The 24,890-nt window shown below is 70.4% G+C and carries 24 protein-coding genes; 10 read left to right on the top strand and 14 right to left on the bottom strand.

Annotated elements, in window-relative coordinates; genetic code table 11:
• Window positions 1-108: 108 nt before the first annotated feature.
• From I2W78_RS41740 to clpS, 5 genes are all read right to left on the bottom strand, one after another.
• The gene (locus I2W78_RS41740) at window positions 109-204 is read right to left on the bottom strand and encodes a putative leader peptide (RefSeq protein ID WP_374222700.1); all 96 of its coding nucleotides are present in this window, start codon (window positions 202-204) and stop codon (window positions 109-111) included.
• Between the two features lie 91 nt (window positions 205-295).
• Window positions 296-718 carry a Mov34/MPN/PAD-1 family protein gene (locus tag I2W78_RS24435; RefSeq protein WP_196462410.1) on the bottom strand — a complete coding sequence of 141 codons (423 nt, stop codon included), beginning with the start codon at window positions 716-718 and terminating at the stop codon, window positions 296-298.
• A gap of 133 nt (window positions 719-851) precedes the next feature.
• Window positions 852-2,270 (bottom strand): amino acid permease, encoded by a 1,419-nt coding sequence (locus I2W78_RS24430; RefSeq protein ID WP_196462409.1) that lies wholly within the window; start codon window positions 2,268-2,270, stop codon window positions 852-854.
• A gap of 342 nt (window positions 2,271-2,612) precedes the next feature.
• Window positions 2,613-3,206, bottom strand: coding sequence for a DUF2017 domain-containing protein (locus I2W78_RS24425; protein ID WP_196462408.1), 594 nt, complete (start codon window positions 3,204-3,206; stop codon window positions 2,613-2,615).
• 9 nt (window positions 3,207-3,215) lie between these two features.
• The gene (clpS, locus tag I2W78_RS24420) at window positions 3,216-3,533 is read right to left on the bottom strand and encodes an ATP-dependent Clp protease adapter ClpS (protein ID WP_141314019.1); all 318 of its coding nucleotides are present in this window, start codon (window positions 3,531-3,533) and stop codon (window positions 3,216-3,218) included.
• A 138-nt stretch (window positions 3,534-3,671) separates the two neighbouring features.
• On the opposite strand from clpS, the gene I2W78_RS24415 reads away from it, so the two are divergent.
• Window positions 3,672-5,018, top strand: a complete 1,347-nt coding sequence (locus I2W78_RS24415; protein ID WP_196462407.1) for a nicotinate phosphoribosyltransferase — start codon at window positions 3,672-3,674, stop codon at window positions 5,016-5,018.
• A gap of 125 nt (window positions 5,019-5,143) precedes the next feature.
• Window positions 5,144-5,728 (top strand): nicotinamidase, encoded by a 585-nt coding sequence (locus tag I2W78_RS24410; protein ID WP_196462406.1) that lies wholly within the window; start codon window positions 5,144-5,146, stop codon window positions 5,726-5,728.
• 35 nt (window positions 5,729-5,763) lie between these two features.
• Here I2W78_RS24410 and I2W78_RS24405 read toward each other — a convergent pair whose 3' ends face one another.
• Together I2W78_RS24405 and I2W78_RS24400 are read right to left on the bottom strand one after the other, a co-directional pair.
• Entirely contained in the window at window positions 5,764-6,108 is a 345-nt protein-coding gene (locus I2W78_RS24405) for a hypothetical protein (RefSeq protein ID WP_196462405.1), read from the bottom strand.
• Window positions 6,109-6,430: 322 nt separating this feature from the next.
• Window positions 6,431-8,788 (bottom strand): immune inhibitor A domain-containing protein, encoded by a 2,358-nt coding sequence (locus I2W78_RS24400; RefSeq protein ID WP_196462404.1) that lies wholly within the window; start codon window positions 8,786-8,788, stop codon window positions 6,431-6,433.
• Between the two features lie 392 nt (window positions 8,789-9,180).
• Between I2W78_RS24400 and I2W78_RS24395 the strand changes: the two genes are divergently transcribed.
• Window positions 9,181-9,450: a hypothetical protein gene (locus tag I2W78_RS24395; RefSeq protein ID WP_196462403.1), complete on the top strand. Its 270-nt coding sequence runs from the start codon at window positions 9,181-9,183 to the stop codon at window positions 9,448-9,450.
• A gap of 94 nt (window positions 9,451-9,544) precedes the next feature.
• On the opposite strand, the gene I2W78_RS24390 is transcribed toward I2W78_RS24395, so the two are convergent.
• Complete coding sequence (locus I2W78_RS24390) at window positions 9,545-10,216, bottom strand: RDD family protein (protein WP_196462402.1); 672 nt, start codon at window positions 10,214-10,216, stop codon at window positions 9,545-9,547.
• A 75-nt stretch (window positions 10,217-10,291) separates the two neighbouring features.
• Window positions 10,292-11,821 (bottom strand): RDD family protein, encoded by a 1,530-nt coding sequence (locus I2W78_RS24385; RefSeq protein ID WP_196462401.1) that lies wholly within the window; start codon window positions 11,819-11,821, stop codon window positions 10,292-10,294.
• A 222-nt stretch (window positions 11,822-12,043) separates the two neighbouring features.
• Between I2W78_RS24385 and I2W78_RS24380 the strand changes: the two genes are divergently transcribed.
• A complete protein-coding gene (locus I2W78_RS24380; protein WP_196462400.1) occupies window positions 12,044-12,454 on the top strand; it encodes an SsgA family sporulation/cell division regulator in 411 nt (136 codons plus the stop codon).
• A gap of 40 nt (window positions 12,455-12,494) precedes the next feature.
• On the opposite strand, the gene I2W78_RS24375 is transcribed toward I2W78_RS24380, so the two are convergent.
• Window positions 12,495-13,901 (bottom strand): FAD-binding oxidoreductase, encoded by a 1,407-nt coding sequence (locus tag I2W78_RS24375; protein WP_196462399.1) that lies wholly within the window; start codon window positions 13,899-13,901, stop codon window positions 12,495-12,497.
• Between the two features lie 92 nt (window positions 13,902-13,993).
• Between I2W78_RS24375 and I2W78_RS24370 the strand changes: the two genes are divergently transcribed.
• On the top strand, window positions 13,994-15,463 hold the full coding sequence (locus I2W78_RS24370) for a tetratricopeptide repeat protein (RefSeq protein ID WP_196462398.1): 1,470 nt from the start codon (window positions 13,994-13,996) through the stop codon (window positions 15,461-15,463).
• Window positions 15,464-15,471: 8 nt separating this feature from the next.
• On the opposite strand, the gene hppD is transcribed toward I2W78_RS24370, so the two are convergent.
• Entirely contained in the window at window positions 15,472-16,617 is a 1,146-nt protein-coding gene (gene hppD, locus I2W78_RS24365) for a 4-hydroxyphenylpyruvate dioxygenase (RefSeq protein ID WP_196462397.1), read from the bottom strand.
• Window positions 16,618-16,740: 123 nt separating this feature from the next.
• Here hppD and I2W78_RS24360 point away from each other — a divergent pair, with 123 nt between their 5' ends.
• The 5 genes from I2W78_RS24360 to I2W78_RS24340 all read left to right on the top strand — a co-directional run bounded on the left by I2W78_RS24360 (window position 16,741) and on the right by I2W78_RS24340 (window position 20,980).
• Window positions 16,741-17,211, top strand: coding sequence for an Lrp/AsnC family transcriptional regulator (locus tag I2W78_RS24360; RefSeq protein ID WP_196462396.1), 471 nt, complete (start codon window positions 16,741-16,743; stop codon window positions 17,209-17,211).
• Between the two features lie 68 nt (window positions 17,212-17,279).
• Window positions 17,280-17,927 carry an ABC transporter permease gene (locus tag I2W78_RS24355; RefSeq protein ID WP_196462395.1) on the top strand — a complete coding sequence of 216 codons (648 nt, stop codon included), beginning with the start codon at window positions 17,280-17,282 and terminating at the stop codon, window positions 17,925-17,927.
• A complete protein-coding gene (locus I2W78_RS24350; RefSeq protein WP_196462394.1) occupies window positions 17,920-19,167 on the top strand; it encodes a betaine/proline/choline family ABC transporter ATP-binding protein in 1,248 nt (415 codons plus the stop codon). Before I2W78_RS24355 ends, I2W78_RS24350 begins: the two co-directional genes overlap by 8 nt.
• A complete protein-coding gene (locus I2W78_RS24345) occupies window positions 19,164-20,024 on the top strand; it encodes an ABC transporter permease (RefSeq protein WP_196462393.1) in 861 nt (286 codons plus the stop codon). The genes I2W78_RS24350 and I2W78_RS24345 overlap by 4 nt, the downstream gene beginning before the upstream one ends.
• Window positions 20,021-20,980: a glycine betaine ABC transporter substrate-binding protein gene (locus I2W78_RS24340; protein WP_196462392.1), complete on the top strand. Its 960-nt coding sequence runs from the start codon at window positions 20,021-20,023 to the stop codon at window positions 20,978-20,980. The genes I2W78_RS24345 and I2W78_RS24340 overlap by 4 nt, the downstream gene beginning before the upstream one ends.
• 79 nt (window positions 20,981-21,059) lie before the next feature.
• On the opposite strand, the gene I2W78_RS24335 is transcribed toward I2W78_RS24340, so the two are convergent.
• The 3 genes from I2W78_RS24335 to I2W78_RS24325 form a co-directional block, all read right to left on the bottom strand.
• Window positions 21,060-21,851 carry a S16 family serine protease gene (locus I2W78_RS24335; protein ID WP_196462391.1) on the bottom strand — a complete coding sequence of 264 codons (792 nt, stop codon included), beginning with the start codon at window positions 21,849-21,851 and terminating at the stop codon, window positions 21,060-21,062.
• A 73-nt stretch (window positions 21,852-21,924) separates the two neighbouring features.
• Window positions 21,925-22,566, bottom strand: coding sequence for an IclR family transcriptional regulator (locus tag I2W78_RS24330; RefSeq protein ID WP_196462390.1), 642 nt, complete (start codon window positions 22,564-22,566; stop codon window positions 21,925-21,927).
• Between the two features lie 376 nt (window positions 22,567-22,942).
• Complete coding sequence (locus I2W78_RS24325; protein ID WP_196462389.1) at window positions 22,943-24,742, bottom strand: DEAD/DEAH box helicase; 1,800 nt, start codon at window positions 24,740-24,742, stop codon at window positions 22,943-22,945.
• Window positions 24,743-24,890: the final 148 nt, after the last annotated feature.

Below are 24,890 nucleotides of genomic sequence, written 5' to 3'. Positions count from 1 at the left end.
GGCTCCTGTCGGGAGTGGTCAGGTCGAAAAGACGCGCGGCAGCGCAGATACGGCAGGTTGTGCGTAGGGGCGCCGCGGCTCACGGCCGTACGGCGGCAGGGGTCGGCGTCAACAGATGGCGCTGGCGAGCCTGCACAGGTCGACGTGCAGCCGCGCCACGAGCATCGCGCCCGGCGTCTTGTCGCTCACGTCGAGGAAAACCATGGGCTCATCGTATCGATTCCTGGTCCGGGTCCTGGAATGTGATCTCGGATAGTGGATGAACTCTGACCGAATCCCGGGACGGGGTCGGGGATCAGTAGGTCTCCACCACCTTGACCTCCTCTTCCGTCACCTCGCCGTCGACGATCCGGAAGGAACGGAACTGGAAGTCGCCGAGCCCGTCGGTGTCCGCGGTGGAGACGAGGACGTAGTGCGCGCCGGGTTCGTTGGCGTAGGAGATGTCCGTGCGGGACGGGTAGGCCTCGGTGGCCGTGTGGGAGTGGTAGATGATCACCGGCTCCTCGTCGCGGTCGTCCATCTCGCGGTAGAGCTTGAGCAGATCGCCGGAGTCGAACTCGTAGAACGTGGGCGAGCGGGCGGCGTTCAGCATCGGGATGAAGCGCTCGGGGCGGCCCTCGCCCACCGGGCCCGCGACCACGCCGCACGCCTCGTCGGGGTGGTCCTCGCGCGCGTGGGCGACGATCTGGTCGTACAGGGCCTGGGTGATGGTCAGCATGACGGTCAGGATAAGCAGTAGGGCCGTCCCGTACCGAGGGGTGGTACGGGACGGCCCACATGCCGGACGTCCTGAGCGGCGGCGGCAGGGGGTGCCACGAGTACTCCCTGCCGCCGGACGTCCTCGGCGTTGGTCAGCCGACCTTCTCGAACTCCGCGGAGCGGCGCTCGGTGATCTGAGGGTTGCGGGTCTTCAGGACGAACCAGCCGATGCCCAGGGCGACGGCCCACCCGGCCATCACGTAGAGGCAGACGCGGGCGTCGGCGTCGTAGGCGATGATGCCGGTCACGAAGAGCAGGAACGCGATGGCGATGTACGAGCACACCGCGCCGCCCGGCGCCGGGAAGGACGAGGCGGGCAGCCGGCCCGCGACGACCGCGCGGCGGTACAGGACGTGGCTGATCAGGATCATCAGCCAGGTCCAGATGCCGGCCGCGGTGGCGATGGAGGTGACGTAGCCGAACGCCTTCTCCGGGACGACGTAGTTCAGGATCACGCCGATGCCCATGAACAGCACGGAGACGAAGATGCCGAGCGCCGGGGTCTTGGTGGAGGACAGCTTCGAGAAGGCCTTGGGGGCCTCACCGCTGTCGGCGAGGTTGCGCAGCATGCGGCCCGTGGAGTACATGCCCGAGTTGCAGGACGACAGGGCGGCCGTCAGCACGACGAAGTTGACGATGCCGGCGGCGGCCGGGATGCCGATCACCGCGAAGGCCTTCACGAACGGGCTGACGCCCTCAGCGAACTCGGTCCACTTCACCACGCACAGGATGACGGTGAGGGCGCCGACGTAGAACAGCGCGATGCGCCAGGGCAGGGTGTTGATCGCCTTGGGGAGGGTCTTCTCCGGGTTCTCGGACTCGCCGGCCGTGACACCGACCAGCTCGACCGCGAGGTAGGCGAACATGACGCCCTGGAGGGTCATCAGGGACGAGCCGATGCCCTTGGGGAAGAAGCCGTCGAAGGCCCAGAGGTTGGAGACGGACGCGGTGTCACCCGCCGCGCTGAAGCCGAAGGTGAGCACGCCCAGGCCGATGACGATCATGCCGATGAGGGCGGTGACCTTGACCATCGAGAACCAGAACTCCAGCTCACCGAAGAGCTTCACGGAGATCAGGTTGACGCCGAAGAGGATCACCAGGAAGACCAGCGCCGTGACCCACTGCGGGATGGACGGGAACCAGTAGTTGACGTAGATCGCGGCGGCCGTGAGTTCGGCCATGCCGGTGACGACCCACATCAGCCAGTACGTCCAGCCGGTGAAGTAGCCGAAGAACGGGCCGAGGAACTCCCGGGAGTACTCCGCGAAGGAGCCCGACACCGGGCGGTAGAGCAGGAGCTCGCCGAGCGCCCGCATGATGAAGAAGATGATCACGCCGGCGAGGGCGTACATCAGGATGAGGCTGGGACCGGCCTTGGCGATGTTCGCCCCGGCACCCAGGAAGAGGCCGACGCCAATGGCGCCGCCGATCGCGATCATCTGGACCTGACGGCTGCCGAGCCCGCGCTCGTACCCCTCTTCAGGAGCGTCGGTGACCTTCTCAGAGGCCATGTGTAGTGCGCCTTTCTCCATGCCGATCCGGGCCTTTCCTCGGCCTCGGATCGGGTTTCGATCCCCCCGGATTGATGGAGCTGAGCGGCCCTCCCAAGGCCCCTCGTGCCTGGCCGACGGTCGCCGGCTCGGTGGCGCACCCGGCGCGACATAAGGGTGGTGTTCGCCGGGCGATCGTGAAGATTTATCACGGTGGCAACACTGATCACCTGTACGTCATGTGACGCACGGCACAGGGAGAAGTGGACAAACGGTCACCCAAGAGCCCATAACTGGCCGCATCGGTGACATGATCGTTATCCGGATTTGAGTGTCCGCTGAGCGAACACAGAATCTCCACGATCAGGGCATAAGGGTGGAGATCAACGTCTCCTGGAGCCCGCCCAGCCAGAGGTACGCCATCACCATCGGCTTGCGCGGGTCCTCGTCCGGCAGCCGGTAGAGCAGGTCGGTGTCGTCCTCGTCGACGATCTCCAGCCGGGAGCCGATCGCCAGGCGCAGATCGTTGAGGGCGCCGAGCCACTGCTGGGACTGCTCCGGCGTGAGCTTCAGCACCGCCCCGCCGTCCCCGGCGGCGGCCAGCTCGTCCAGCGAGCGGATCACCGCGAGGGCGTTCTCCCGCTTGCCGGCCCGCAGGTCGTTCTCGGTGTAGCGGCGGAACTCGGCGGAGTGCGCCCGCTGCTCGTCGTCCTCCACCGGCTCCTCGGGGTCGCTGTAGGCGTCCGGGAACAGGCGCCGCAGCACCGGGTCGGAGGGCGGTTCACTGGGGCCCTCCGCGAAGAGCTCGGCGAGCGGGTCGGCGGGGGCCTCCTCGCCGGGGCCGGGGCCGATGAGTTCCAGGAGCTGGACGGCCAGCGACCGGATGATGGAGATCTCGACGTCGTCGAGGGCGACGGCCGCGCCGCCGCCGGGGAGCGGTTCGAAGGTTCCTGGCAAGGCGATTCGCTACTTCCGGTCCTGCTGGAGGGTGGCCCACAGACCGTAGCCGTGCATGGCCTGCACGTCGCGTTCCATCTCCTCGCGGCTCCCGCTGGAGACGACCGCCCGGCCCTTGTGGTGGACGTCGAGCATGAGCTTGGTGGCCTTGTCCTTGGAGTAGCCGAAGTACGACTGGAAGACGTAGGTCACATAGCTCATCAGGTTGACCGGATCGTTGTGGACGATCGTGACCCAGGGGACGTCCGGCTCCGGTACGGCCGAGACCTCCTCCGCCGACTCGGTGCGTTCGATCTCGATGGGAGCGGCTGACGTCACAACCCCCATGCTGCCATGCGGCCCACAAATCGTCACACTGACGAAATGGGGTGTAGCATCGGTTGCCATGCCGCACCTCCCGGGGGACAACCCCCGGACCCCCGGCCGGGCAGGGGTACCCGGCGACGTATGGCGAGGAGAGCTTTGGTGAGCACAGCGGACCTTGGGCTGCCGGTGGACGTCCCCTCGACCGCCCTCTTCACGGACCAGTACGAGCTGACGATGCTCCAGGCCGCCCTGAAGGCCGGCACCGCCGAGCGGCGCAGTGTCTTCGAGGTCTTCACCCGGCGGCTGCCGGACGGGCGACGGTACGGCGTGGTGGCCGGGACCGGCCGGGTCCTGGACGCCGTCGAGAACTTCCGCTTCGACGCGGGCGTCCTGCGCTTCCTGCGCGAGCGGGGGATCGTCGGCGAGGAGACCCTCGACTGGCTCGCCGGATACCGCTTCTCCGGCGACATCTGGGGCTACCCCGAGGGCGAGGTGTACTTCCCGGGCTCGCCGATCATGCGGGTCGAGGGCAGCTTCGCCGAGTGCGTGCTGCTGGAGACCGTGATCCTGTCCATCCTCAACCACGACTCCGCGATCGCCGCGGCCGCCTCCCGCATGTCCTCGGCCGCCGGGGACCGCCCGCTGATCGAGATGGGCGCCCGCCGCACCCACGAACTCGCCGCGGTCGCCGCCGCCCGCGCCGCGTACGTCGGCGGCTTCGCCTCCACCTCCGACCTGGCCGCCGGTTTCCGCTACGGGATCCCGACGGTGGGCACCTCCGCCCACGCCTTCACCCTGCTCCACGACCGCGAGCGCGACGCCTTCCAGGCCCAGGTCAACACCATGGGCCGGGGCACGACCCTGCTGGTGGACACGTACGACGTCGCCGAGGCCGTCCGTACGGCGGTGGAGGTCGCCGGTCCCGAGCTGGGGGCCGTGCGGATCGACTCCGGGGACCTGCTGCTGGTCGCGCACCGGGTGCGGCAGCAGCTGGACGAGCTGGGGGCGACGAACACGAGGATCATCGTGACCTCGGACCTCGACGAGTACGCCATCGCCTCGCTGGCGGCGGCGCCCGTGGACGCGTACGGCGTCGGCACCCAGCTGGTCACCGGCTCCGGGCACCCCACCTGCTCCATGGTCTACAAGCTGGTCGCCCGCGCCGAGTCCGCCGACCCGAAGGCACCGCTGGTGCCGGTGGCGAAGAAGTCCTCCGGCGGCAAGCTCTCCATCGGCGGCCGCAAGTGGGCCGCGCGCCGGCTGGACGAGCAGGGCGTCGCCGAGGCCGAGGTGGTCGGCACCGGGCCCGTCCCGGACGGGCTGGTCGACCGGCAGCTGCTGGTCGAGCTGGTCAAGGGCGGCGAGGTGGTCGCCCGTGAGCCGCTCGACGCCCCCCGCGAACGGCACATCGCAGCCCTCGCCAACCTGCCGCTGTCCGCCACACAGCTCTCCCGCGGGGAACCCGTCCTGCCGACGGAGTACGCCACCGGGGGCACGGTCGGCTGACGCGAGCCGTGGGGGCGCTCGTCGTGCGCCCCGCGGTGCCCCCTCCCCTTGGGCCCCCGAAGTCTCTAGGCTCGGAAGTTCCTCCCCGACCGACCCCGAGAACCCATAGCCGAAGGACACCCACCATGCGCCGCGCCTTGATCGTCGTAGACGTGCAGAACGATTTCTGCGAGGGGGGCAGCCTCCCGGTGGCCGGCGGTGCCGATGTGGCCGCCGCGATCACCGAGCTGATCGGGCAGGCCCCCGCCGGATACCGCCACGTGGTGGCGACCCGGGACCACCACATCGCGCCCGGGGGCCACTTCGCGGACAACCCCGACTTCGTGCACTCCTGGCCCGCGCACTGCGTCGCCGGCACGGAGGGCGTCGGCTTCCACCCGAACTTCGCCCCGGCCGTCGCCTCCGGCTCCATCGACGCGGTCTTCGACAAGGGCGCCTACTCGGCGGCGTACAGCGGCTTCGAAGGGGTCGACGAGAACGGGGTCCCGCTGGCCGACTGGCTGCGGGAGCGGCAGATCGACGAGGTGGACGTGGTGGGCATCGCGACCGACCACTGCGTACGGGCGACCGCCCTGGACGCGGTCCGCGCGGGCTTCCGCACCCACGTCCTGCTGGACCTCACGGCCGGCGTCGCCGAGGAGACCACCGAGCGGGCGCTGGAGGAGCTGCGGGAGGCGGGCGTGGAGCTGTCCGGGAAGCCCGTCGTCTGAGACCGCCCCGCGGGCACCTGTGGGCGGACCCGGGCTCACATCCGGGCGGCCGGGCGGCGCAGCAGGGCGCGGATCGGGTGCCACAGCTCCTGGACGAGTTCCGGGCCGCCGACCACCGCCGCGTCGGGGGCCGTGCGCCATATCAGGCCGTCCGGATGGTGCAGGACCGCGGTGATCTCGTCCGGGGTCGGCGGGGCGGCGTTGCCCCGCAGGTAGACCGCCCGCAGCCCCAGGTTGCGCAGCCTGGTCAGGGCGCGCGCCCGGTTCTGGGCATGGACGAGCACCCGGACGCTGCCCGGTCCGTCGGCGGCGGGGCTGGGCAGATTCAGTGCCACCACCACCGTGCCGTTCGGCAGCTTGCAGAAACCTCCTGCGGCCATGCGGTCACATCCCCGTTTGCGTCGGTGTCAATAAGCGAACCACAGGACGCACCTAAACACGGATCGGCGGTGCCCCGCCAGAGGGTCTCCGATCAAACGGTTCTGACCTGCGGAAATGCCGCTCCATGCGCCCGGGGGACCGAACCCGCCCGAGCCCGTCGAGCCACCTCGGGGCCGCTGCGCCGATCTCGATCTCGCCGCCGGTGTCAATGAACAGGCGACCCGATCGACGCGCGGAAGAAGAGGGGGTGAACGAACATGATCGGCCGCACCCCGTCGGAGGGGTGCGGCCGATGCGGTTCGCTGTTTTCCCTTACTTCGACTACTTCGACGCGGCCGAGACCTTCACCGTGATCGTCGAGCCGTCCCGCGGCTCCTTCACTATCGCGATCTTGGTGTTGGTGTCAGTGATCCTGACGCCGGCCGCCGGGGTGGTCTCGTCGTAGTACGTGTACTTGCGGTCGTTGAAGATCCGGTTGCCCGGCTGCGACTTGATCACCGTCGCGACACCCGCGTTGTGCAGGGTGATCCCGTCCGTCCGGTAGGAGCTGAACGTGGAGTCGTAGGACTGGATCCGGTTGCGCATCAGCGTGCCGTCGGACCACTTCAACGGGGTCGGATGGGCGTCGACCGGGAGGATCAGACCGACGCCGGGGTGGTCGCCAGTGTTGTTGTCCGCCTGAGAGGTGTCCCACTTCCAGATCAGCAGACCGTTCTGGTACGGGTAGTGCTCCACCCAGTCCGGCCGGGTCGTGGAGAAACCGAAGTTGTACGGGCCGACCTTGAGAGTCCTGTCGTACGACACGTACTGCCGGTTCTCGGCGATGTAGTACTGCGCGTAGTCCTTGGTGAACGAGGCGCCGACGCGCGAGAAGCCGGACGCGTTCCAGGCCTCGTCGGCGCTCTCCGCGTCGTCGGAGACGACCGGCGCACCGTCCGCGGTGACCGTGATCCGGTCGGCGGCGAAGCCCTTCTTCGCCACGCCGCTGTCGGTGGCGTAGCGGAAGCGCAGGTCGATCTTCTTGCCCGCGTAGGCGTCGAGCGGGAAGGTCAGCTTCTTGTACGCGTCCACGGTGCCGGTCAGCGCGGGCTTGCCGCCGCCGTCACGCGGGATGGCCGTGCCGTCGTAACCGCCGTCCAGGGCAGTCCAGTTGGCGCCGCCGTCGGCGGACACCTCGGTGTAGAGGTAGTCGTAGCCGTTCTCGATGTCCCACCAACCGTCCAGGCCGAGCGTGGCGGCGGACTTGCCGGTGAGGTCGACGGAACGAGTGAGCGTGTTCCTCAGGTCGTCGCCGCTACCGCTCCACCACTGCGTCGAGCCCTGCGCAGGCGGGACGATCTCGGTGGTGACGGGCTTCTTCGGCAGTTCCACCACCAGCGCCTGAGCGTTCTTGGTGTTGTACTCGGCCACACCCAGCTTGTGCAGGGAGGTCGTCGCGGCCTTCGCCGTGTCGTAGTTCAGCCAGCCCAGCTGGAGCTTGTCCCAGGCGGTCATGTCGCCGGGCAGGTCGCCGATCTCGTCGCGGCCGGTGCCGAGCCAGGAACCGGAGGACATCAGCGTCCAGAAGCCGGTGGAGTTCTCGCCGCCGTTGGTGTCGTAGTGGTCCGGCAGACCGAGGTCGTGACCGTACTCGTGGGCGAAGACACCGAGTCCGCCGTTCTCCGGCTGGATGGTGTAGTCGCCGACCCAGACACCGGAGCCGCCGATCTGCGTGCCGCCGAGCTTGTTGCCCTCGGGGCCGGTGGCACCGGCGTCGGTGCCGAACGCGTACCAGCGGTGCGCCCAGATCGCGTCCTCGCCCTGCGCGCCGCCGCCCGCGGACTCGTCCTCACCGGCGTGCACGATCTGGAAGTGGTCGATGTAGCCGTCGCGCTCGTTGAAGTCGCCGTCGCCGTCGAAGTCGTAGCGGTCCCACTGGTCGTACTCGGCCAGCTTGGCCTTGATCTCCGCGTCGGACTTGCCGGCCGCCTTCTGCTGGTCGACCCACGCGTTGACGCCGTCCTGCACCGCGTACCAGGCGCAGTTGTCGGGCTGGCACTTGTTGGAGCCGTAACGGGCCTCGTTGTAGGGGACCTTGACCCAGTCGGTGACCTCGCCCTCGATGGAGTAGCGGCCCGAGGACTGCTTCTCGTAGTAGGTCTTCATCGAGGCGGTGCCGTCGCCGAAGTAGAGGTCCTGGAAGTGCTCGCGGTTGTAGTCCGCCTGCCAGGCCGTGCTGTTGTCCTTCTCGCGGTCCGGCTGGGCGATCTGGTTGTGCAGCGGGCCGGGGGTGCCGCCGTAGCGGCTGTCGACCTGGTCGCCGAACTCGACCAGGACGGTGAAGATCTTGTCCGTCTTCTCCCGGCCGAGTTCGACGTACTTGCTGCGGCCCTTGCGGCTCTCGAGCTCGACGACCTTGGAGCCCTCGCGCTCCTCGACCTCGGCCTCGCCGGATATGACCTGCTTCAGGGCCTCTTCGCGCTGGGCCGCGACGGTCTTGCTGAGCGGTCCGTCGAGGTTGTGCGCGTGCCCCTCGTGGTTCTCCGGAGCCGCCGGGTCCTGCCGGTCGACGGCGGGTGCCTTGGCCGGCGTACCGCCCGCGTCGGCCTGGGCCACGGTCAGGCCGGAGAGCGTGGCGGTGGCCGCGGCGAGCGCGACTGCGGTGGCCGCCGCTCTGAACGTCCAGGGTCTACTGGTCACTTGAGGTCCTCCCCCGCGTGCGCGTGCGCGGATGGGGGGTAAGGGACGTGCTGGGTCCGCGCACGCGTGATCAACGCGTGTTAGTCAAGTGCCGACATTTGACTAGAGGTTGCCGAGAAAAGACAGACCTTGACTTGAACAGAACAACTGCACTATGCGGAGATGACGTTTCGCTTACCGAACAGGTCAGGTGCGTTCAGCGGGCGCGCGGGACCGTCGATCGAGTGGCCGACATGACTCGGTGCGCCCCCTGTGCACCGGCACTGTTGGTCAGGTCACGCTTACGGTTCGTTCCACTCGGGCATGCACGCGAATAGATTCTGTCCGCACCCTCCCCCACCGCGAGAGGCACCGGGGGGAGTCCACCCCCATTCTTCGAGGACACGATTGCCATGCCTCGTCCGACTGCCGCCCAGCTCGCCTACGGTTCGTGCACCGTGATCTTCTCCACGCTCGCCATGCTGCTGCTGTCACAGACGAGTTCGGGTGCGGGGATCGCGGTCATCGCCGTCGCGGCGCTGTTGCTCGGGCTGCTGGTCGCCATGACGGTGCCCATGCCGAAGCGGACCCCGGCCCCGGTGCGCCGGCCCGCCACCGACATGGCGCCGCCGCAGCCGGCGACGGCGGCCCGTGAGCCCGTACGGGAATCGACGGCTTCCTGAACGTCTCTGAACACTCGAAAGCAGCGCACACCACGGCGGGCCCGCCACTCGCGTGACGGGCCCGCCGTGCTGCTGACCGGCGTCAACCGGTGCGTCAACCGGTGCTGACCACCACCGTCTTGGCCGCCTTGTCGTGCAGCCCCTGCTTGTAGGGCTTGTCGAAGAAGCTCCAGCCGCCGCAGATCGCCGTCCAGATGCAGGCGCAGCAGAACGCGAACGGAATCCACAGCACCGCCGCGCGGATCAGTGAGGTCTGCGCGGAAGGCGTGGCTCCGTCGTCCAGATGTGCCACGCGCATGTTCAGCCATTTCTTGCCGAGGGTCTGCCCCCACCTGGCGATCATGATCGTGTCGTACGCCATGTAGAGCACGGCCGCGATGACGGACTGCGTCACGCGGTTGCCGACGTCGACCCGCTCGGCGTTCACCTGGTACTCGTCCACGTCGAAGCCCCAGGTGATCAGCCAGACGACGACGCCGACCAGCACCATGTCGATGAGCCGGGCCAGCGTGCGCATGCCGCTGTCGGCGAGCGGGGGCATACCGGCGAGCGGGTCGGCGGGGTACTCGCCACCGTCGTACGGACCACCGCCGTACGGGCCGCCGGGGGGCGGGGGCTGGCCGCCGCCGTACGGCGGGGGTTGCTCACCGCCCCCGGAGGGCCTGTCGTACGGCGAGCCGGCCCCCTCGCCGGGCGGGGGCTGCTTCTTGAACGGATCGTCCTCCGGCGGCTGCCCGCCGGAACCGGGGGGCGGTTCGGTGCTCATGGCCCGAGTCGACCGCGAACCCCACGGGTCCGCATCCGGCGAGCGGCCGTCCGGAGTACGCTACGACGCCGCCGTTCAGCCCGCCACGAACGTGTGCGCGGCCTTGTCGTGCCAGCACTGCCGCCACGGCTTGTCGAACACGCACCACAGGACGCCGATGAGGCCGAAGCAGAGCAGGCCGGGGACGCTGTAGACGAGCCAGCGCCGCAGGGCCGCACCGAAGGACGGGGGCTCATGGCCCTCGATGTCCCGCACCTCGAGACCGAGCAGCTTCTTGCCCAGCGTGCGGCCCCACTTGGCGGTGGGCAGCGCCTCGTACACCACACCGACGAGGAGCAGCACGGCGACGACGGCGGCCAGGTACGTCGACGTCGTGCCGTCCAGCAGCCAGACCGTGACCGTCTGGCCCGACAACTTGGCCTCGTCGATCTTCCCCTGGATGTGATCGAGGGCCTGGGCGCCGAGCGGTACGGCGGCGACCGCGGTGACGCCCGCGATGACCAGGGTGTCGATCAGCCGGGCCGCCAGCCGCTTGCCGAGGCCGGCCGGACGGGCCGCGGCCTGCCGCCTCGCCGCCGCCTGGAAGGGGTCCTCGACCGGCGGCTTCCAGGGGGCGACGGGCTGCTCGTCGGGGGTGGGGGTGGAGGTCCCGGCGAGGCGGTGGACCTGCTGCGCCCAGGAGGACTGGCCGCCGCCCGAGCCCGAGGTGACGGGGGCGGCGGGGGTCGGGGCCGGGGCCTGGGCCTGGGCCTGGTGGGGGACGCCGGCGGACTGCGGGGTGGGCGCCGCGGCCGGGGCGGACTGGGCGGCGGCGCGTGCGGCGGCCGCCTTTCCGGCGCCGAAGCCGGGGCTGCCGGAGGTGCCGGCGGGCGTCTGGGCGGGCGTGCTCGGCGCCGGGGTCGACCAGCCGGGGGTGCCCTGGCCGGCGGACGCGGCGGGGTTGGACGCCGCCGAGCCGCCCGCTTGAGGCGCGGCCGCCGGACCCGGCGTCCCCTCCTGCTGGCCCCGGCGCGGGCCGACCGCGCGGAACGTCATCGTGCCCGGATCCTCGGCGGCCTCGTCGGGACCGCCCGTACCGGCGCCCGCGCCCTGGGACTTGGCGGTCGGGCGGCGGAACACGAACGTGTTGCCGGAGGCCGCCGCCTCGGACTCGGCGGGCGGGATCGACGCCGTACCGTCCGTGCGGGCGGCGTCGCCGTCGGGCTGTGCGGGCGGGTCGGCGGGGACGCGCGGGTCGGCGCCGGGGGCCGCGGGCCAGGAGACGCGGCGGTCCTGGTCGCCGCCGAAGCCGGACTGCCGGGAGCGGTCGGCGCCCCAGGCGGAGGCGGGCTCGGGGCGGCTGCCGTGCTGGGCGTCCTTGGGGTCCTGCGGTACGGGCTCGGGGTCCTCGTCGAAGAAGTGCGGCCCGGTCTCCTCGACGGCGGGCTGCGCGGAGCGTACACCGGGCGGCGGGGCGAGCGGTTCGCCGTCGGCCGGTGCCGGGCGGCTGGTGCCCGGCACCCAGGCGGCTCCGTTCCAGTACCGGACATATCCAGGAATGGAGGGGTCCGGGTAGTAGCCCTCGCGGGGCCTGTCGTCGCCGGGTGCCGGGGTTGGGGCGCTCATGTCCGTCGTCCCGTATCTGCTCGAGGGTGTTATGGGGGCCTCCACATCTATCAGACCGGCGCAACCCCCACCGCCCGTCCCGCTGGACCCACCCCTTTCGAGCACGGATGTGCTAGGTCCGCGAAAGAACTTCCGGAAACCCGCGTAATGCTCCCGGCCTCCCCCGCTCTTCCCCCGTACGGGCCCGCCCCTGGGCCCTTCTACCGGAGGGAGACCAAGGACATGTACACCGTGGTGGAGCGCGAGCTGGAGCTGAGACTCATCCTGTCGCCGGAGCGGGGCATCCCGGTTCCCGCCCGGCTGGGCTACCGCACCGACGATCCGTACGCCGTCCGGATCAGCTTCCACATCGACTCCGAGCATCCCGTCAACTGGACGTTCGCCCGGGAGCTGCTGATCGAGGGGGTGTTCCGGCCGTGCGGGCACGGGGACGTGCGGGTGTGGCCGTCGAAGGTGAACGGCCGCGGCGTCGTTCTGATGGCGCTGAGTTCACCCGACGGAGACGCCCTGCTGGAGGCGCCGACGGCGCAGGTGTCGGCCTGGCTGGAGCGCACGTTGCGGGTGGTGCCTCCGGGGAGTGAGGGCGAGCAGCTCGGCATCGACGACGGTCTGGCATCGCTGCTCGCCCAGTGAAGCCGGTGAAGCGGGTGAAGCCGGTGGACTCGGCGGGGCCTCAGAACAGCTTGCCGGGATTGAGGATCCCCAGCGGGTCGAACACCTGCTTGATCGCCCGCTGCATCTCCACCCCGACGGGCCCGATCTCGCGCGCCAGCCACTCCTTCTTCAGTACGCCCACCCCGTGTTCGCCGGTGATCGTGCCGCCGAGCTCCAGGCCGAGGGCCATGATCTCGTCGAAGGACTCACGGGCGCGTGCGCACTCGTCGGGGTCCTGGGCGTCGAAGCACACGGTCGGGTGGGTGTTGCCGTCGCCCGCGTGGGCGACGACCCCGATGGTGAGCCGGTACTTCTCGGCGATGCGCTCGACGCCCTCGACCAGGTCGCCGAGCCGGGAGCGGGGCACGCACACGTCGTCGATCATCGTGGTGCCCCGGACCGCCTCCAGCGCGGTGAGCGACAGCCGCCGCGCCTGGAGCAGCAGTTCGGACTCGGCCGCGTCGTCGGCGGGGACGACCTGGGTGGCGCCGGCGGCCTCGCACAGCGCGCCGACGGCGGCGAGGTCGGCGGCCGGGTCGGGGGTGTCGAAGGCGGCGAGCAGCAGGGCCTCGGTGGTCTCCGGCAGCCCCATGTGGGCCAGGTCGTTGACCGCCTTGACCGTCGTACGGTCCATCAGTTCGAGGAGGGAGGGCACGTGCCCGCCCGCCATGATCCGGCACACGGCGTCGCAGGCGGCGGCCGCGGAGGCGAACTCGGCGGCCAGCACCAGCTGCTGCGGCGGCTTGGGCCTCAGGCCCAGGACGGCCCGTACGACGACACCGAGGGAGCCCTCGGAGCCGACGAACAGGCGGGTGAGGTCGTACCCGGCGACGCCCTTGGCGGTGCGCCGGCCTGTGGACATCAGGCGGCCGTCGGCGAGGACGACGTCGAGGCCGAGGACGTACTCGGCCGTCACCCCGTACTTCACGCAGCACAGGCCGCCGGACGCGGTGCCGATGTTGCCGCCGATCGTGCACATCTCCCAACTGGAGGGGTCCGGCGGGTAATAGAGGCCGTGTTCGCCGACGGCGCGGGAGAGGGCGGCGTTGACGACGCCGGGTTCGACGACGGCGATCCGGTCGACGGGGCTGATCTCCAGGATCCGGTCCATCTTCGTCAGCGACAGCACGATGCAGCCGTCGGTGGCGTTGGCGCCGCCCGACAGGCCGGTGCGGGCGCCCTGCGGGACCACCGGGACGCGCAGCTCGGTGGCGGTGCGCATGACGTGCTGGACCTGTTCGACGGTGCGCGGCAGCACGACCACGGCCGGGGTGCCGGCCGGGCAGAAGCTCGCCATGTCGTTGGCGTAGGAGGCGGTGATGTCGGGGTCGGTGAGGACGGCCTCGGCCGGCAGGCCCGCCAGCAGCCGGTCCGTGAGGTTGCCCTGCGCTTCGTCGGGAGGGGCTTGGATACGGCTCATGATCACAGACTGTCACCCGGGGCCATCGGTGTGAACCCCGCCTGCGGCACCCTTCGCCTGCCGGGACGAGGTCGTCGTACTGACGCACAGTGTGCGCCATGGAGACCGGTGTGAAGACCGCCGTCGGGACCGGCACGGAGACCGGGGCGAGCGACTCGCGGGGCGTGGGCAGGCGTTTTCGGCGGCGGCGTGCCCGGCTGGTCACGGGCGTGTTGCTCGGCCTGCTCGTGGGTGCCCTCGTCGTCGCCTGGCTGCTGTGGCCGCAGCGCCCGCAGCCCCGGCAGGATCCGCCGCCCCGGCCCGGCCCCGCGCAGCAGGCGATGACCGCCGTCACCGCCGGGGTGCCGGCCGCGCTGCCCGATCTGGCGGTGCTGATCGGCGAGCGCAGGGCTCACCTGCGGACGCATCCCAAGGACGCCCGGTCGTGGGCGGTGCTGGGTGCGGCGTACGTCGAGCAGGGGCGGCGGACCGCCGACGCCGCCCACTACCCGACCGCCGAGCGGGCGCTGCGGACGTCGCTGAAGGTGCGGCCGCGCGGCAACGCCGCCGCGCTGGAGGGCATGGCGGCGCTGGCCAACGCGCGCCGGGACTTCCGGGCGGCGCGGACCTGGGGCGAGGCCGCGCTGAAGGTGGACCGCAGGCGTTGGACGACGCACTCGCTGCTGATCGAGGCGTACACGGGCCTCGGCGACTACAAGGCCGCCCGCAGCACCCTGGAGCGGTTGCAGGGACTGCACTCCGGTACGGCGGTGATGGCCCGGTCGGCCGCCGTGTACTGGGACCGGGGCTGGCGTGAGGACGCGGCGGCCACCCTCGCCGACGCGGCGGCGAAGGCCGAGACGCCGGCCGAGCGGGCGGCCTGGCTGGAGCGGGCCGGTCAGCTCGCCTGGGAACGCGGGGACCGGGAGATCGCCCTGCGGCACTTCCAGGCGGCGATGCGCCTCGACCCCGACCTGCGGGCCGCGCAGGCCGGGCAGGGGCGCGCGCTGGCGGCGCTGGGGCGGACGACGGAGGCGCTGAGCGCGTACCGGGCGGCCCTCGCCAAGCAGCCGTCGCCGACTTACGCGCTGGAGCTGGGCGAGTTGTACGAGTCGCTGGGGATGGACCAGGCGGCCGGCGTGCAGTACGACCTGCTGCACGCGCAGGTCAGCAGCGCCGCCGCCGGCGGGGTGGACGAGGAGCTGGTGCTGGGCCGCTTCGAGGCGGACCACGGCGATCCCGGGGACGCCGTGCGGCTGCTGCGCGCCGAGTGGCGCGACCAGCCCGGGATCGCGGTGGCCGACGCGCTGGGGTGGGCGCTGCACCAGGCGGGTGAGCACGAGGAGGCGCTGGAGTACGCGGAGCGGGCCACCGACAAGGAGCACGGGGGCGGCGTACGCAGCGCGCTGTACGCCTACCACCGGGGGATGATCGAGCGCGCCCTGGGGCTCGACGGGCCCGCGCGGCGGCATCTGGAGGAGGCGCTGCGGATCAATCCGTACTTCTCGCCGCTGTGGGCGCCGATGGCGCGGGAGGTGCTTCAGGAGCTGGGCGAGCCGCCGGAGGTGGAGGTTCCGGCGACTCGCTGAGCCGTCGGTCAGAGGTTGCCGCGCTTGGCCTGCTCCCGTTCGATCGCCTCGAACAGGGCCTTGAAGTTGCCCTTGCCGAAGCCCATCGAGCCGTGCCGTTCGATGATCTCGAAGAAGACGGTCGGGCGGTCCTGGACCGGCTTGGTGAAGATCTGCAGCAGATAGCCGTCCTCGTCGCGGTCGGCGAGGATCTTCAGCTCGCGCAGGGTGTCCAGGGGCACGCGGGTCTCGCCGACCCACTCCCCCAGGGTGTCGTAGTACGAGTCGGGCGTGTCCAGGAACGCCACGCCGGCCGCGCGCATCGTACGGACCGTCTGGACGATGTCGCCCGTGTTGAGCGCGATGTGCTGCACGCCCGCGCCGCCGTAGAACTCCAGGTACTCGTCGATCTGGGACTTCTTCTTGGCGATGGCGGGCTCGTTGATCGGGAACTTGACCTTGAGCGTGCCGTCGGCGACCACCTTGGACATCAGCGCGCTGTACTCGGTCGCGATGTCGTCGCCCACGAACTCCTTCATGTTCGTGAAGCCCATGACCTTGTTGTAGAAGCCGACCCACTCGTTCATCCGGCCGAGTTCGACGTTGCCGACGCAGTGGTCGATCGCCTGGAACGTGCGGTGGGCGGGCGGCTGGACCATCGGGTCGGCGGCGACGAAGCCGGGCAGGTAGGGGCCGTCGTAGCCGGACCGGTCGACCAGGGTGTGCCGGGTCTCGCCGTAGGTGGCGATGGCGGCGAGGACGACCGTGCCGTGCTCGTCCTTCAGCTCGTACGGCTCGGCCACCGAGCGGGCGCCGTGCTCGATCGCGTAGGAGTACGCGGCGCGCGCGTCCGGGACCTCGATGGCGAGGTCGATGACGCCGTCGCCGTGCGCGGCCACGTGCTCGGCCAGGAAGTGGCCCCAGGTGGTGGCGGGCTTGATCACCGAGGTGAACACGAACCGGGCGGAGCCGTTCTCCAGCACGTAGCTCGCGGTCTCGCGGCTGCCGTGCTCCGGTCCGGAGTAGGCGACCAGCCGCATGCCGAAGGCGGTGGAGTAGTAGTGCGCGGCCTGCTTGGCGTTGCCCACGGCGAACACGACCGCGTCCATTCCCTTGACCGGGAAGGGGTCGGCCTGCCGTGCGGTGTCGGGGGTGTGGTGTGTGGTCTGCGTCATAGCGGCAGCGTCTCCCCGGTGACGCAAGGTGCGCAATAGTTTGCGTTTCCACTGGGCAATCTGCTCAGCCGTACGGCCCTAACGGCGGGCTCTCTGTACAGGATGACCATCACGGAGGTTGGTGTGGCGATCGATCAACTGGACGGGCGGATCATCGTGCTGCTCGCGCGGGAGCCGCGTATCGGCGTGCTGGAGATGTCCCGTCGGCTCGGGGTCGCGCGGGGCACCGTGCAGGCCCGGCTGGACCGGCTTCAGTCGAACGGAGTCATCCGTGGGTTCGGCCCGCAGGTCGACCCGGCGGCCCTCGGCTATCCGGTCACCGCCTTCGCGACGCTGCAGATCAGGCAGGGGCAAGGGCCCGACGTCCGGGCCCACTTGGCGACCGTGCCGGAAGTGCTGGAGCTGCACACCACGACCGGCAGCGGGGACATGCTGTGCCGGCTGGTGGCTCGCTCGAACGCCGATCTTCAGCGTGTGATCGACCGGGTCGTCGGTTTTGATGGCATCGTGCGGGCTGCCACGGCGATCGTGATGGAGAACCCCGTTCCGCTGCGGATCATCCCGCTGGTGGAGCAGGCGGCACTTCAGGAGTGAGCGAGCGATCAATGGGAAGGCGACGGACGGGAGTGACGGGAGTGACCGAGGCTGTGGGGTGATGGCGTGTGAACTTCTGGGAGTACCTCGGCAACCGCCACCAGCAGCTGTTCACCGACGCCTACCAGCACGCCAGCGCCGTCTTCCAGTGCATGGTCGTGGCGACCCTGCTCGGTGTGCTGATCGGCGTGGCCACCTACCGCTCCGAGTGGGCCGGGAACCTCGCGACCCTCGCCACCTCCACCATCCTGACCATTCCGTCGCTGGCCATGATCGGTCTGCTGATTCCGATCGTGGGGCTCGGTGTGGCGCCGACCGTGATCACTTTGACGCTGTACGGACTTCTGCCGATCGTTCGTAACTCGATCGTGGGGCTGCGGGGCGTCGACCCGACGCTGGTGGACGCGGCCACGGGCATCGGGATGTCCCGGATGAAGCGGCTGGTGCGGGTCGAGTTGCCGCTCGCCTGGCCGCCGATCCTGACCGGCATCCGGGTCTCGACACAGATGCTGATGGGCATCGCGGCCATCGCCGCGTACGCCTCCGGGCCCGGCCTCGGCAACCTGATCTTCCGCGGTATCGCTTCGCTGGGCAGCGCGAACGCGCTGAACCAGGTGCTCGCGGGCACGCTCGGGATCATCATCCTGGCCCTGCTGTTCGACGCCGCGTATGTGCTGATCGGGCGGCTGACCATTTCTAGGGGGATCCGTGTCTGAGTCGCACGGCGCCGAGTCCCATGGCGCGAGCATCGAGCTGGAGAACCTCAGCAAGCGGTATCCGGGCAATCCGCAGCCCGCCGTCGACGGCGTCACGATGGAGATCAAGGCGGGCGAGACGGTGATCTTCGTCGGGCCGTCCGGGTGCGGCAAGTCGACGACCCTCAAGATGATCAACAGGTTGATCGAGCCGACCGGTGGCCGCATCCGGATCGACGGTGCCGACGTGACCCATATCGATCCGGTCAAGCTGCGCCGCAAGGTCGGCTACGCGATCCAGGCGTCCGGCCTGTTCCCCCACATGACGGTCGCCCAGAACATCGCGCTCGTACCGAAGATGATCGGTTGGTCGAAGTCGCGCATCCGTGACCGGGTCGAGGAGATGCTCGATCTCGTCGGGCTCGATCCGGGCGAGTTCCACGGCCGCTATCCGCGCCAGCTGTCCGGCGGGCAGCAGCAGCGGGTGGGCGTGGCGCGGGCGCTGGCCGCCGATCCGCCGGTGCTGCTGATGGACGAGCCGTTCGGCGCGGTGGACCCGATCACCCGGGACCACCTCCAGGACGAGCTGATCCGGCTCCAGCACGAGCTGCACAAGACGATCGTGTTCGTCACGCACGACTTCGACGAAGCGATCAAGCTGGGTGATCGGATCGCCGTACTGCGTGAGCGTTCGCACATCGCGCAGTTCGACACGCCGGAGGCGATCCTCACCAACCCGGCGGACGACTTCGTGTCCGGGTTCGTGGGCGCCGGGGCGGCGCTGAAGCGGCTGAACCTCACCCGCGTACGGGATGTGGAGATCACCGACTATCCGACGGTGACCGTGGACGACCCCCTGCAGTCCATCTTCAACCGGCTCCGCTCCAGCGGTACGAACGAGATCCTGCTGCTGGACAAGCGGGGCCGCCCGTACAAGTGGCTCAGGCGGGGCGACCTGATGCGGGCCAAGGGCTCGCTGGCGCGGGCCGGGACCCTGGTCCACGACACGGTGACCCGGGACGCCACCCTGCGCGACGCGCTGGAGGCCGTCCTCACGGACAACACCGGGCGGGTGGCGGTGACCGGGCGGCGCGGCGAGTACACCGGCGTCGTCGACATGGAGACGCTGATGAACTCGGTGCACGAGCTGCTGGAGGCCGACCGGCTCGAAGCCATCGAGCACCAGCACGACCTGGAGGAGACCAGGTCCGCTCAGACGCACGCGGAACAGGAGGGGCACGGAGGGGAGCCAAAGGCGTGACCACCTCTTCGGAGCAGAACCGACCCCCGGGCGAGCACGACGTCAGAGGGCACGTCTACCGGGACGAGGGCGAGGTGCCCGGCGACCAGGAGCCGCCTCCCCCGCCGAGCCGGACGGGCCCCCGCGTCCGCTGGCAGAAGCTGACCTTCCTGCCGGCCTTCGTGGTGGCCGTGCTGCTGGCGACCTGGCTGTGGTTCCGGCAGGCCGACCTGGACGCGATCTCCGAGAACGCGCTGTCGGGCGGCCGGGTGTCCGAGGCGCTGTGGCAGCACGTCCAGCTGACCGCGATCTCCACGTTCTTCGTGCTGATCATCGCGATCCCGCTGGGCATCCTGCTGACCCGCAGGACGTTCCGGAAGGTGACCCCGGTGGCGATGACGTTCGCCAACATGGGCCAGGCGACCCCCGCGATCGGTCTGCTGGCGCTGCTGGTGATCTGGCTGGGCATCGGCCGCAGGTCGGCTCTGATCGGCATCATCATCTACGCCATCCTGCCGGTGCTGTCGAACACCATCGCCGGTCTCAGGGCGAACGACCCGGCGCTGCTGGAGGCCGCCCGGGGTATCGGCATGTCGCCGACGGGCGTCCTGACCCGGGTGGAGCTGCCGCTGGCGGTCCCGCTGATCCTGGCGGGCGTCCGTACGGCCCTGGTGCTGAACGTCGGTACGGCGACGCTGGCGACGTTCGGCGGTGGCGGCGGCCTGGGGACGCTGATCACCACCGGCATCACCAGTCAGCGGATGCCCGTGCTGATCCTGGGATCCATCCTCACGGTCGCCCTCGCCCTCCTGGTGGACTGGCTGGCCTCGCTGGCCGAACTGCTGCTGCGGCCGCGGGGGCTGGAGGTGGGGACATGAGGCGGTTGCTGTGCCTGACCGCGGCGCTGCTGCTGGCCTCCGGCTGCGGGCTGACCAGCGGCTCCCCGATGGTCGACGATGTGCGGCCCGGGTCGATCGGGCAGGGCGAGCCGCTGAAGGGCGCCGATCTGACGGTCACGTCGAAGGAGTTCACCGAGCAGCTGATCCTGGGCGCGATCATGGGGATCGCCTTCGAGGCGGCGGGCGCGAACGTCCTGGACCGGACCGGCATCCAGGGGTCGGTGGGGTCGCGGGAGGCGGTCAAGAGCGGCGAGGCGGACGCCGTGTACGAGTACACGGGCACGGCCTGGATCACGTACATGGGCAACAGCAAGCCCATCCCCGACCCGCGGCAGCAGTGGCAGGCGGTACGCGACGCGGACCTGAAGAACGGCGTGACCTGGCTGGCGCCGTCGTCGCTGAACAACACCTACGCGCTGGCCATGAACCAGGCCAACTTCAAGAAGTACGGCACCAGGACCCTCTCGGACGTGGCCAAGCTGGCGAAGTCCGATCCCGGGGCCGTGACGCTGTGCGTCGAGGGCGAGTTCGCCAACCGGGAGGACGGGCTGCCGGGCATGGCGCGGGCGTACGGCATGAACATCCCGCCGTCCCGGATCACCCAGATGGACACCGGGATCATCTACACCCAGACGGCGAAGGGAGGTTGCACCTTCGGGGAGGTCTTCACCACCGACGGCCGCATCAAGTCCATGAACCTGGTGGTGATGGAGGACGACAGGAAGTTCTTCCCCAACTACAACGCCGCCCCCGTGATCAACACCAAGACCCTGAAGGAATGGCCGGCGATCACGGGGATCCTCGACCCGATCACGAAGAGGCTCAACAACTCCGTGGCCCAGACCCTCAACGCCAAGGTGGACGTGGAGGGGGAGGATCCGCACCAGGTGGCGCTGGACTGGCTGGTGCGGGAGGGGTTCGTGAAGGAGGGATAGGGGACGGCTCCTTGAGGGGCCGGCAGCCGGGGACCGTTGCCAGCAGCCGTGGACCGTTGCCAGCAGCCGTGGACCGTTGCTAGCAGCTGGGGACCGAGCCCGTTCCCTTCTCCAGGGAGATCAGGGACTGGACCGCGCCCTTCAGGGTCTTGACCGGGATCAGGCGCAGGCCCTTGGGGGATTCCGACTTGGCGTCGGCGCACTCGGCGCTCGGGACCAGGAAGACGGTCGCGCCGTCGCGGTGGGCGGCCTGGGTCTTCAGGGCGACGCCGCCGACCGCGCCCACCGTGCCGTCGGCCTCGATGGTGCCGGTGCCGGCGATGGTGCGGCCGCCGGTGAGGTCGCCGCCGCTGCCGTCGCCCTCGAGCTTGTCGATGATGCCGAGGGAGAAGAGCAGCCCGGCGCTGGGGCCGCCGACGTCGGCGAGTTCGAGGTCGACCTTGATGCCCTTGTCGTCGAGGCCGAGGTAGGTGAGCGCGGCCTCGGTCGCCGCGTCCTGGGACTGGCGCATCTGGGCCTCGTTGTGCCGCTCGATCTCCTTGACGGTGTCGCCGCTCGGGTAGACGGCGTCGCGGGGCATGACCGCCTTGTCCGTGCGCAACCAGCCGTCGATCACATCGCCGAGCCAGACGCGGGTGTCCGGGCTGGTCGCCTCGATCGTCGTCATCCGCAGCTGCCCGCTGGTCTCACGGGTCGGCGCACCGGAGATGGTGATCACCGGCGTGTCCTGGTCCTCACCGAGCACGTTCGCCGTCATCCCCGGCTGGGCCACCGAGAACGGCAACGGCGCGAATCCGGCCGCGGCGATCAGACCGACGACGGGCAGTGCGCAGACGGCGAGGGCCTGGAGGCGTGTGAGACGAGAGAGCACGAGGTCAATCTAACGCGCGGGAGTGTTCGAACCGTCCCCGGTCCGGATCACGTCTGCCGGATCACGTCCGACGTCAGCGCAGCGCCTCCGCCACCTCGCGGGCCGCGTCCACCACCCTCGGGCCGACCCGTTCGGGGACCGCGTCCGCCAGCATCACCACGCCGACGCTGCCCTCGACTCCGGTCACGCCGACCAGCGGGGCGGCGGCGCCGCACGCGCCCGCCTCCAGTTCGCCCTGGGTGAGGGTGTAGCCGGGGTCGCTGCCCGGGCGTTGGCGGGCCGCCAGGATCGCCTTGCCGGCGGCGCCCCGGTCCAGGGGGTGGCGGAAGCCCGCCCGGTAGGCCACGTGATAGTCCGTCCAGGTCGGCTCGACCACGGCGACGGCCAGCGCCTCCGCCCCGTCCACCAGCGTCAGATGCGCCGTCGCCCCGATGTCCTCGGCCAGCGACCTGAGCGCCGGCAGCGCGGCCTCCCGTACCAGCGGATGCACCTGCCGTCCGAGTCCCAGCACACCCAGCCCGACGCGGGCGCGGCCGCCCAGGTCACGGCGTACCAGCGCGTGCTGCTCCAGCGTGGCGAGCAGGCGGTACACCACGGTCCTGTTCACGCCCAGCTTGGTGGACAGCTCTGTGACGGTCAGTCCGTGGTCCGTGTCGGCCAGCAGCTTGAGGACGCGCAGTCCCCGGTCGAGCGTCTGAGAGGTCTCCGCGGTCACGACGCCCACTCCTTAAGTGGTGAGGTCGACAGCCCCCTCGCGGCGGATGCGTCACCGAGTCCCGTCAGCGACGCGCTTCAGAGGCTGCCGATCGGCTGACGGCCCGGCCGGTGGTCCGGGCCCCTGTCGCTTCACGGCTGCGCTCCGCGGCGGCGCTGCCACGGGGCGTGTGCGTAGCGGGACAGTAGCGAGCCGGTCCGCTCAGCGGAAGCCTCCGTCCAGAATCCGGTCAGGGACCGGTATGGGGTACTCCGATTTGCCCCGATACGACGGGCGCACAGCGCCCCGAAGGGGGCGCGAGGAACTGCGCGAGCAACCACAGACAACCCGCACCCGAACTACGAGCAGCGAAACCCGGCCAGGCACAGCGCCGGCGTCACCGCATCCGCGTAGCCCACTCCTGCACCTTGGCGATCCGCTGCCGCAACTGCCCCGCCGTCGCCTCCGCGCTCGGCGGCCCGCCGCAGACCCGTCGCAGTTCGGTGTGGATGACACCGTGCGGCTTGCCGCTCTGGTGGACGTACGCACCGACCAGGTTGTTCAGCTGCCGCCGCAGCTCCATCAGTTCCTTGTGGCTGACCACCGGCCGCCGCTCGGCGGGCATTTCGAGCAGGTCGGCCTCGGCGTCCGGCTTCTTGCGGCTGTGCGCGATCTGCCGCGCCTGCCGCTTCTGGAGCAGCAGTTGCACCTGGTCGGGTTCCAGCAGCCCGGGAATGCCGAGGTAGTCCTGCTCCTCCTCGCTCCCCGGGTGTGCCTGCATGCCGAACTCGGCGCCGTTGTACATGACCCGGTCGAAGACGGCGTCGGACTCGAGGGCCTCGAAGGGGAGCATGTCCTGCTCGCCGGTGTCCTCGTCCTTCTGCTGTTCCGACTCCTTGAGCAGCTTGTCCTCCTCGGCGTACGGGTCCTCCTCGCCGTCCTTCTTCGGCTTGTCGAGCACGTGGTCGCGCTCGCGCTCCATCTCGTTGGCGAAGGAGAGCAGGTCGGGGACCGTGGGCAGGAAGACGGAGGCCGTCTCGCCGCGCCGCCGGGACCGTACGAAGCGGCCGACGGCCTGCGCGAAGAACAGCGGCGTCGAGATGGTGGTGGCGTACACCCCGACCGCGAGCCGCGGGACGTCGACGCCCTCGGACACCATCCGCACCGCGACCATCCACCGGTCGGTGTTGTGGCTGAACTCGTCGATCCGGTCGGACGCGCCGGCGTCGTCGGAGAGCACGAGGGTCGCCTTGTTGCCCGTGATGTCCCGGATGAGCTTGGCGTACGCGCGTGCCGAGTCCTGGTCGGAGGCGATGACGAGGGCACCGGCGTCCGGAATCGCCTTCCTGACCTCGGTCAGCCGCTGGTCGGCGGCGCGCAGCACGGCCGGCATCCAGTCGCCCCGCGGATCGAGCGCGGTACGCCAGGCCTGGCTGATCGCGTCCTTGGTCATCGGCTCGCCGAGCCGTGCCTCGATCTCGTCACCGGCCTTGGTGCGCCAGCGCATGTTGCCGCTGTAGGAGAGGAAGATGACGGGCCGCACGACGTTGTCCGCGAGGGCGGAGCCGTAGCCGTAGGTGTAGTCGGCGGCGGACCGCCGGATGCCGTCGGCCCCTTCCTCGTACGCCACGAAGGGGATGGGGTTGGTGTCGGAGCGGAAGGGCGTACCCGTCAGGGCCAGCCGCCGGGTCGCGGGCTCGAAGGCCTCCAGGCACGCCTCGCCCCAGGACTTGGAGTCACCGGCGTGGTGGATCTCGTCGAGGATGACGAGGGTCTTGCGCTGCTCGACGCGGTTGCGGTGCAGCATGGGCCGCACGCCCACGCCCGCGTACGTCACCGCGACGCCGTGGTACTCCTTGCCGAGCGGCCCCGCGCTGTACTCGGGATCGAGCTTGATCCCTATCCGCGCGGCCGCCTCCGCCCACTGCTTCTTCAGATGCTCGGTGGGCGCGACCACGGTGACCTGCTGCACGACGTGGTGGTGCAGCAGCCAGGACGCCAGCGTCAGCGCGAAGGTCGTCTTGCCGGCGCCGGGCGTGGCGACCGCCAGGAAGTCACGCGGCTGCTCCTGGATGTACTTCTCCATCGCACCCTGCTGCCAGGCGCGCAGCTTGCTGGCGGTACCCCAGGGGGCGCGGCCGGGGAAGGCGGGCGAGAGGTGATGGGAGGACGAGGAGGAAGCGGCGGTGGTAGTCACGGTCTCCGTGGGGGTCGGGCGGCTCGGCGGTACGGGGCTCCGCCGCCCCGAATTCGGCCGGCTCGGCTCCGTATGACAACCGGGCCACCCTACCGGCGGCCGGGACAGGTCAACGCGCGAACCAGGGCGGGTCGCCCGTGGGTGGGAT

Source organism: Streptomyces spinoverrucosus (genome assembly GCF_015712165.1).
In the GTDB taxonomy this organism is placed as follows: Bacteria; Actinomycetota; Actinomycetes; order Streptomycetales; family Streptomycetaceae; genus Streptomyces; species Streptomyces spinoverrucosus_A.
The sequence above is the reverse complement of the archived record's forward strand: the minus strand, read 5'-3'. Positions and strand labels throughout refer to the sequence as shown.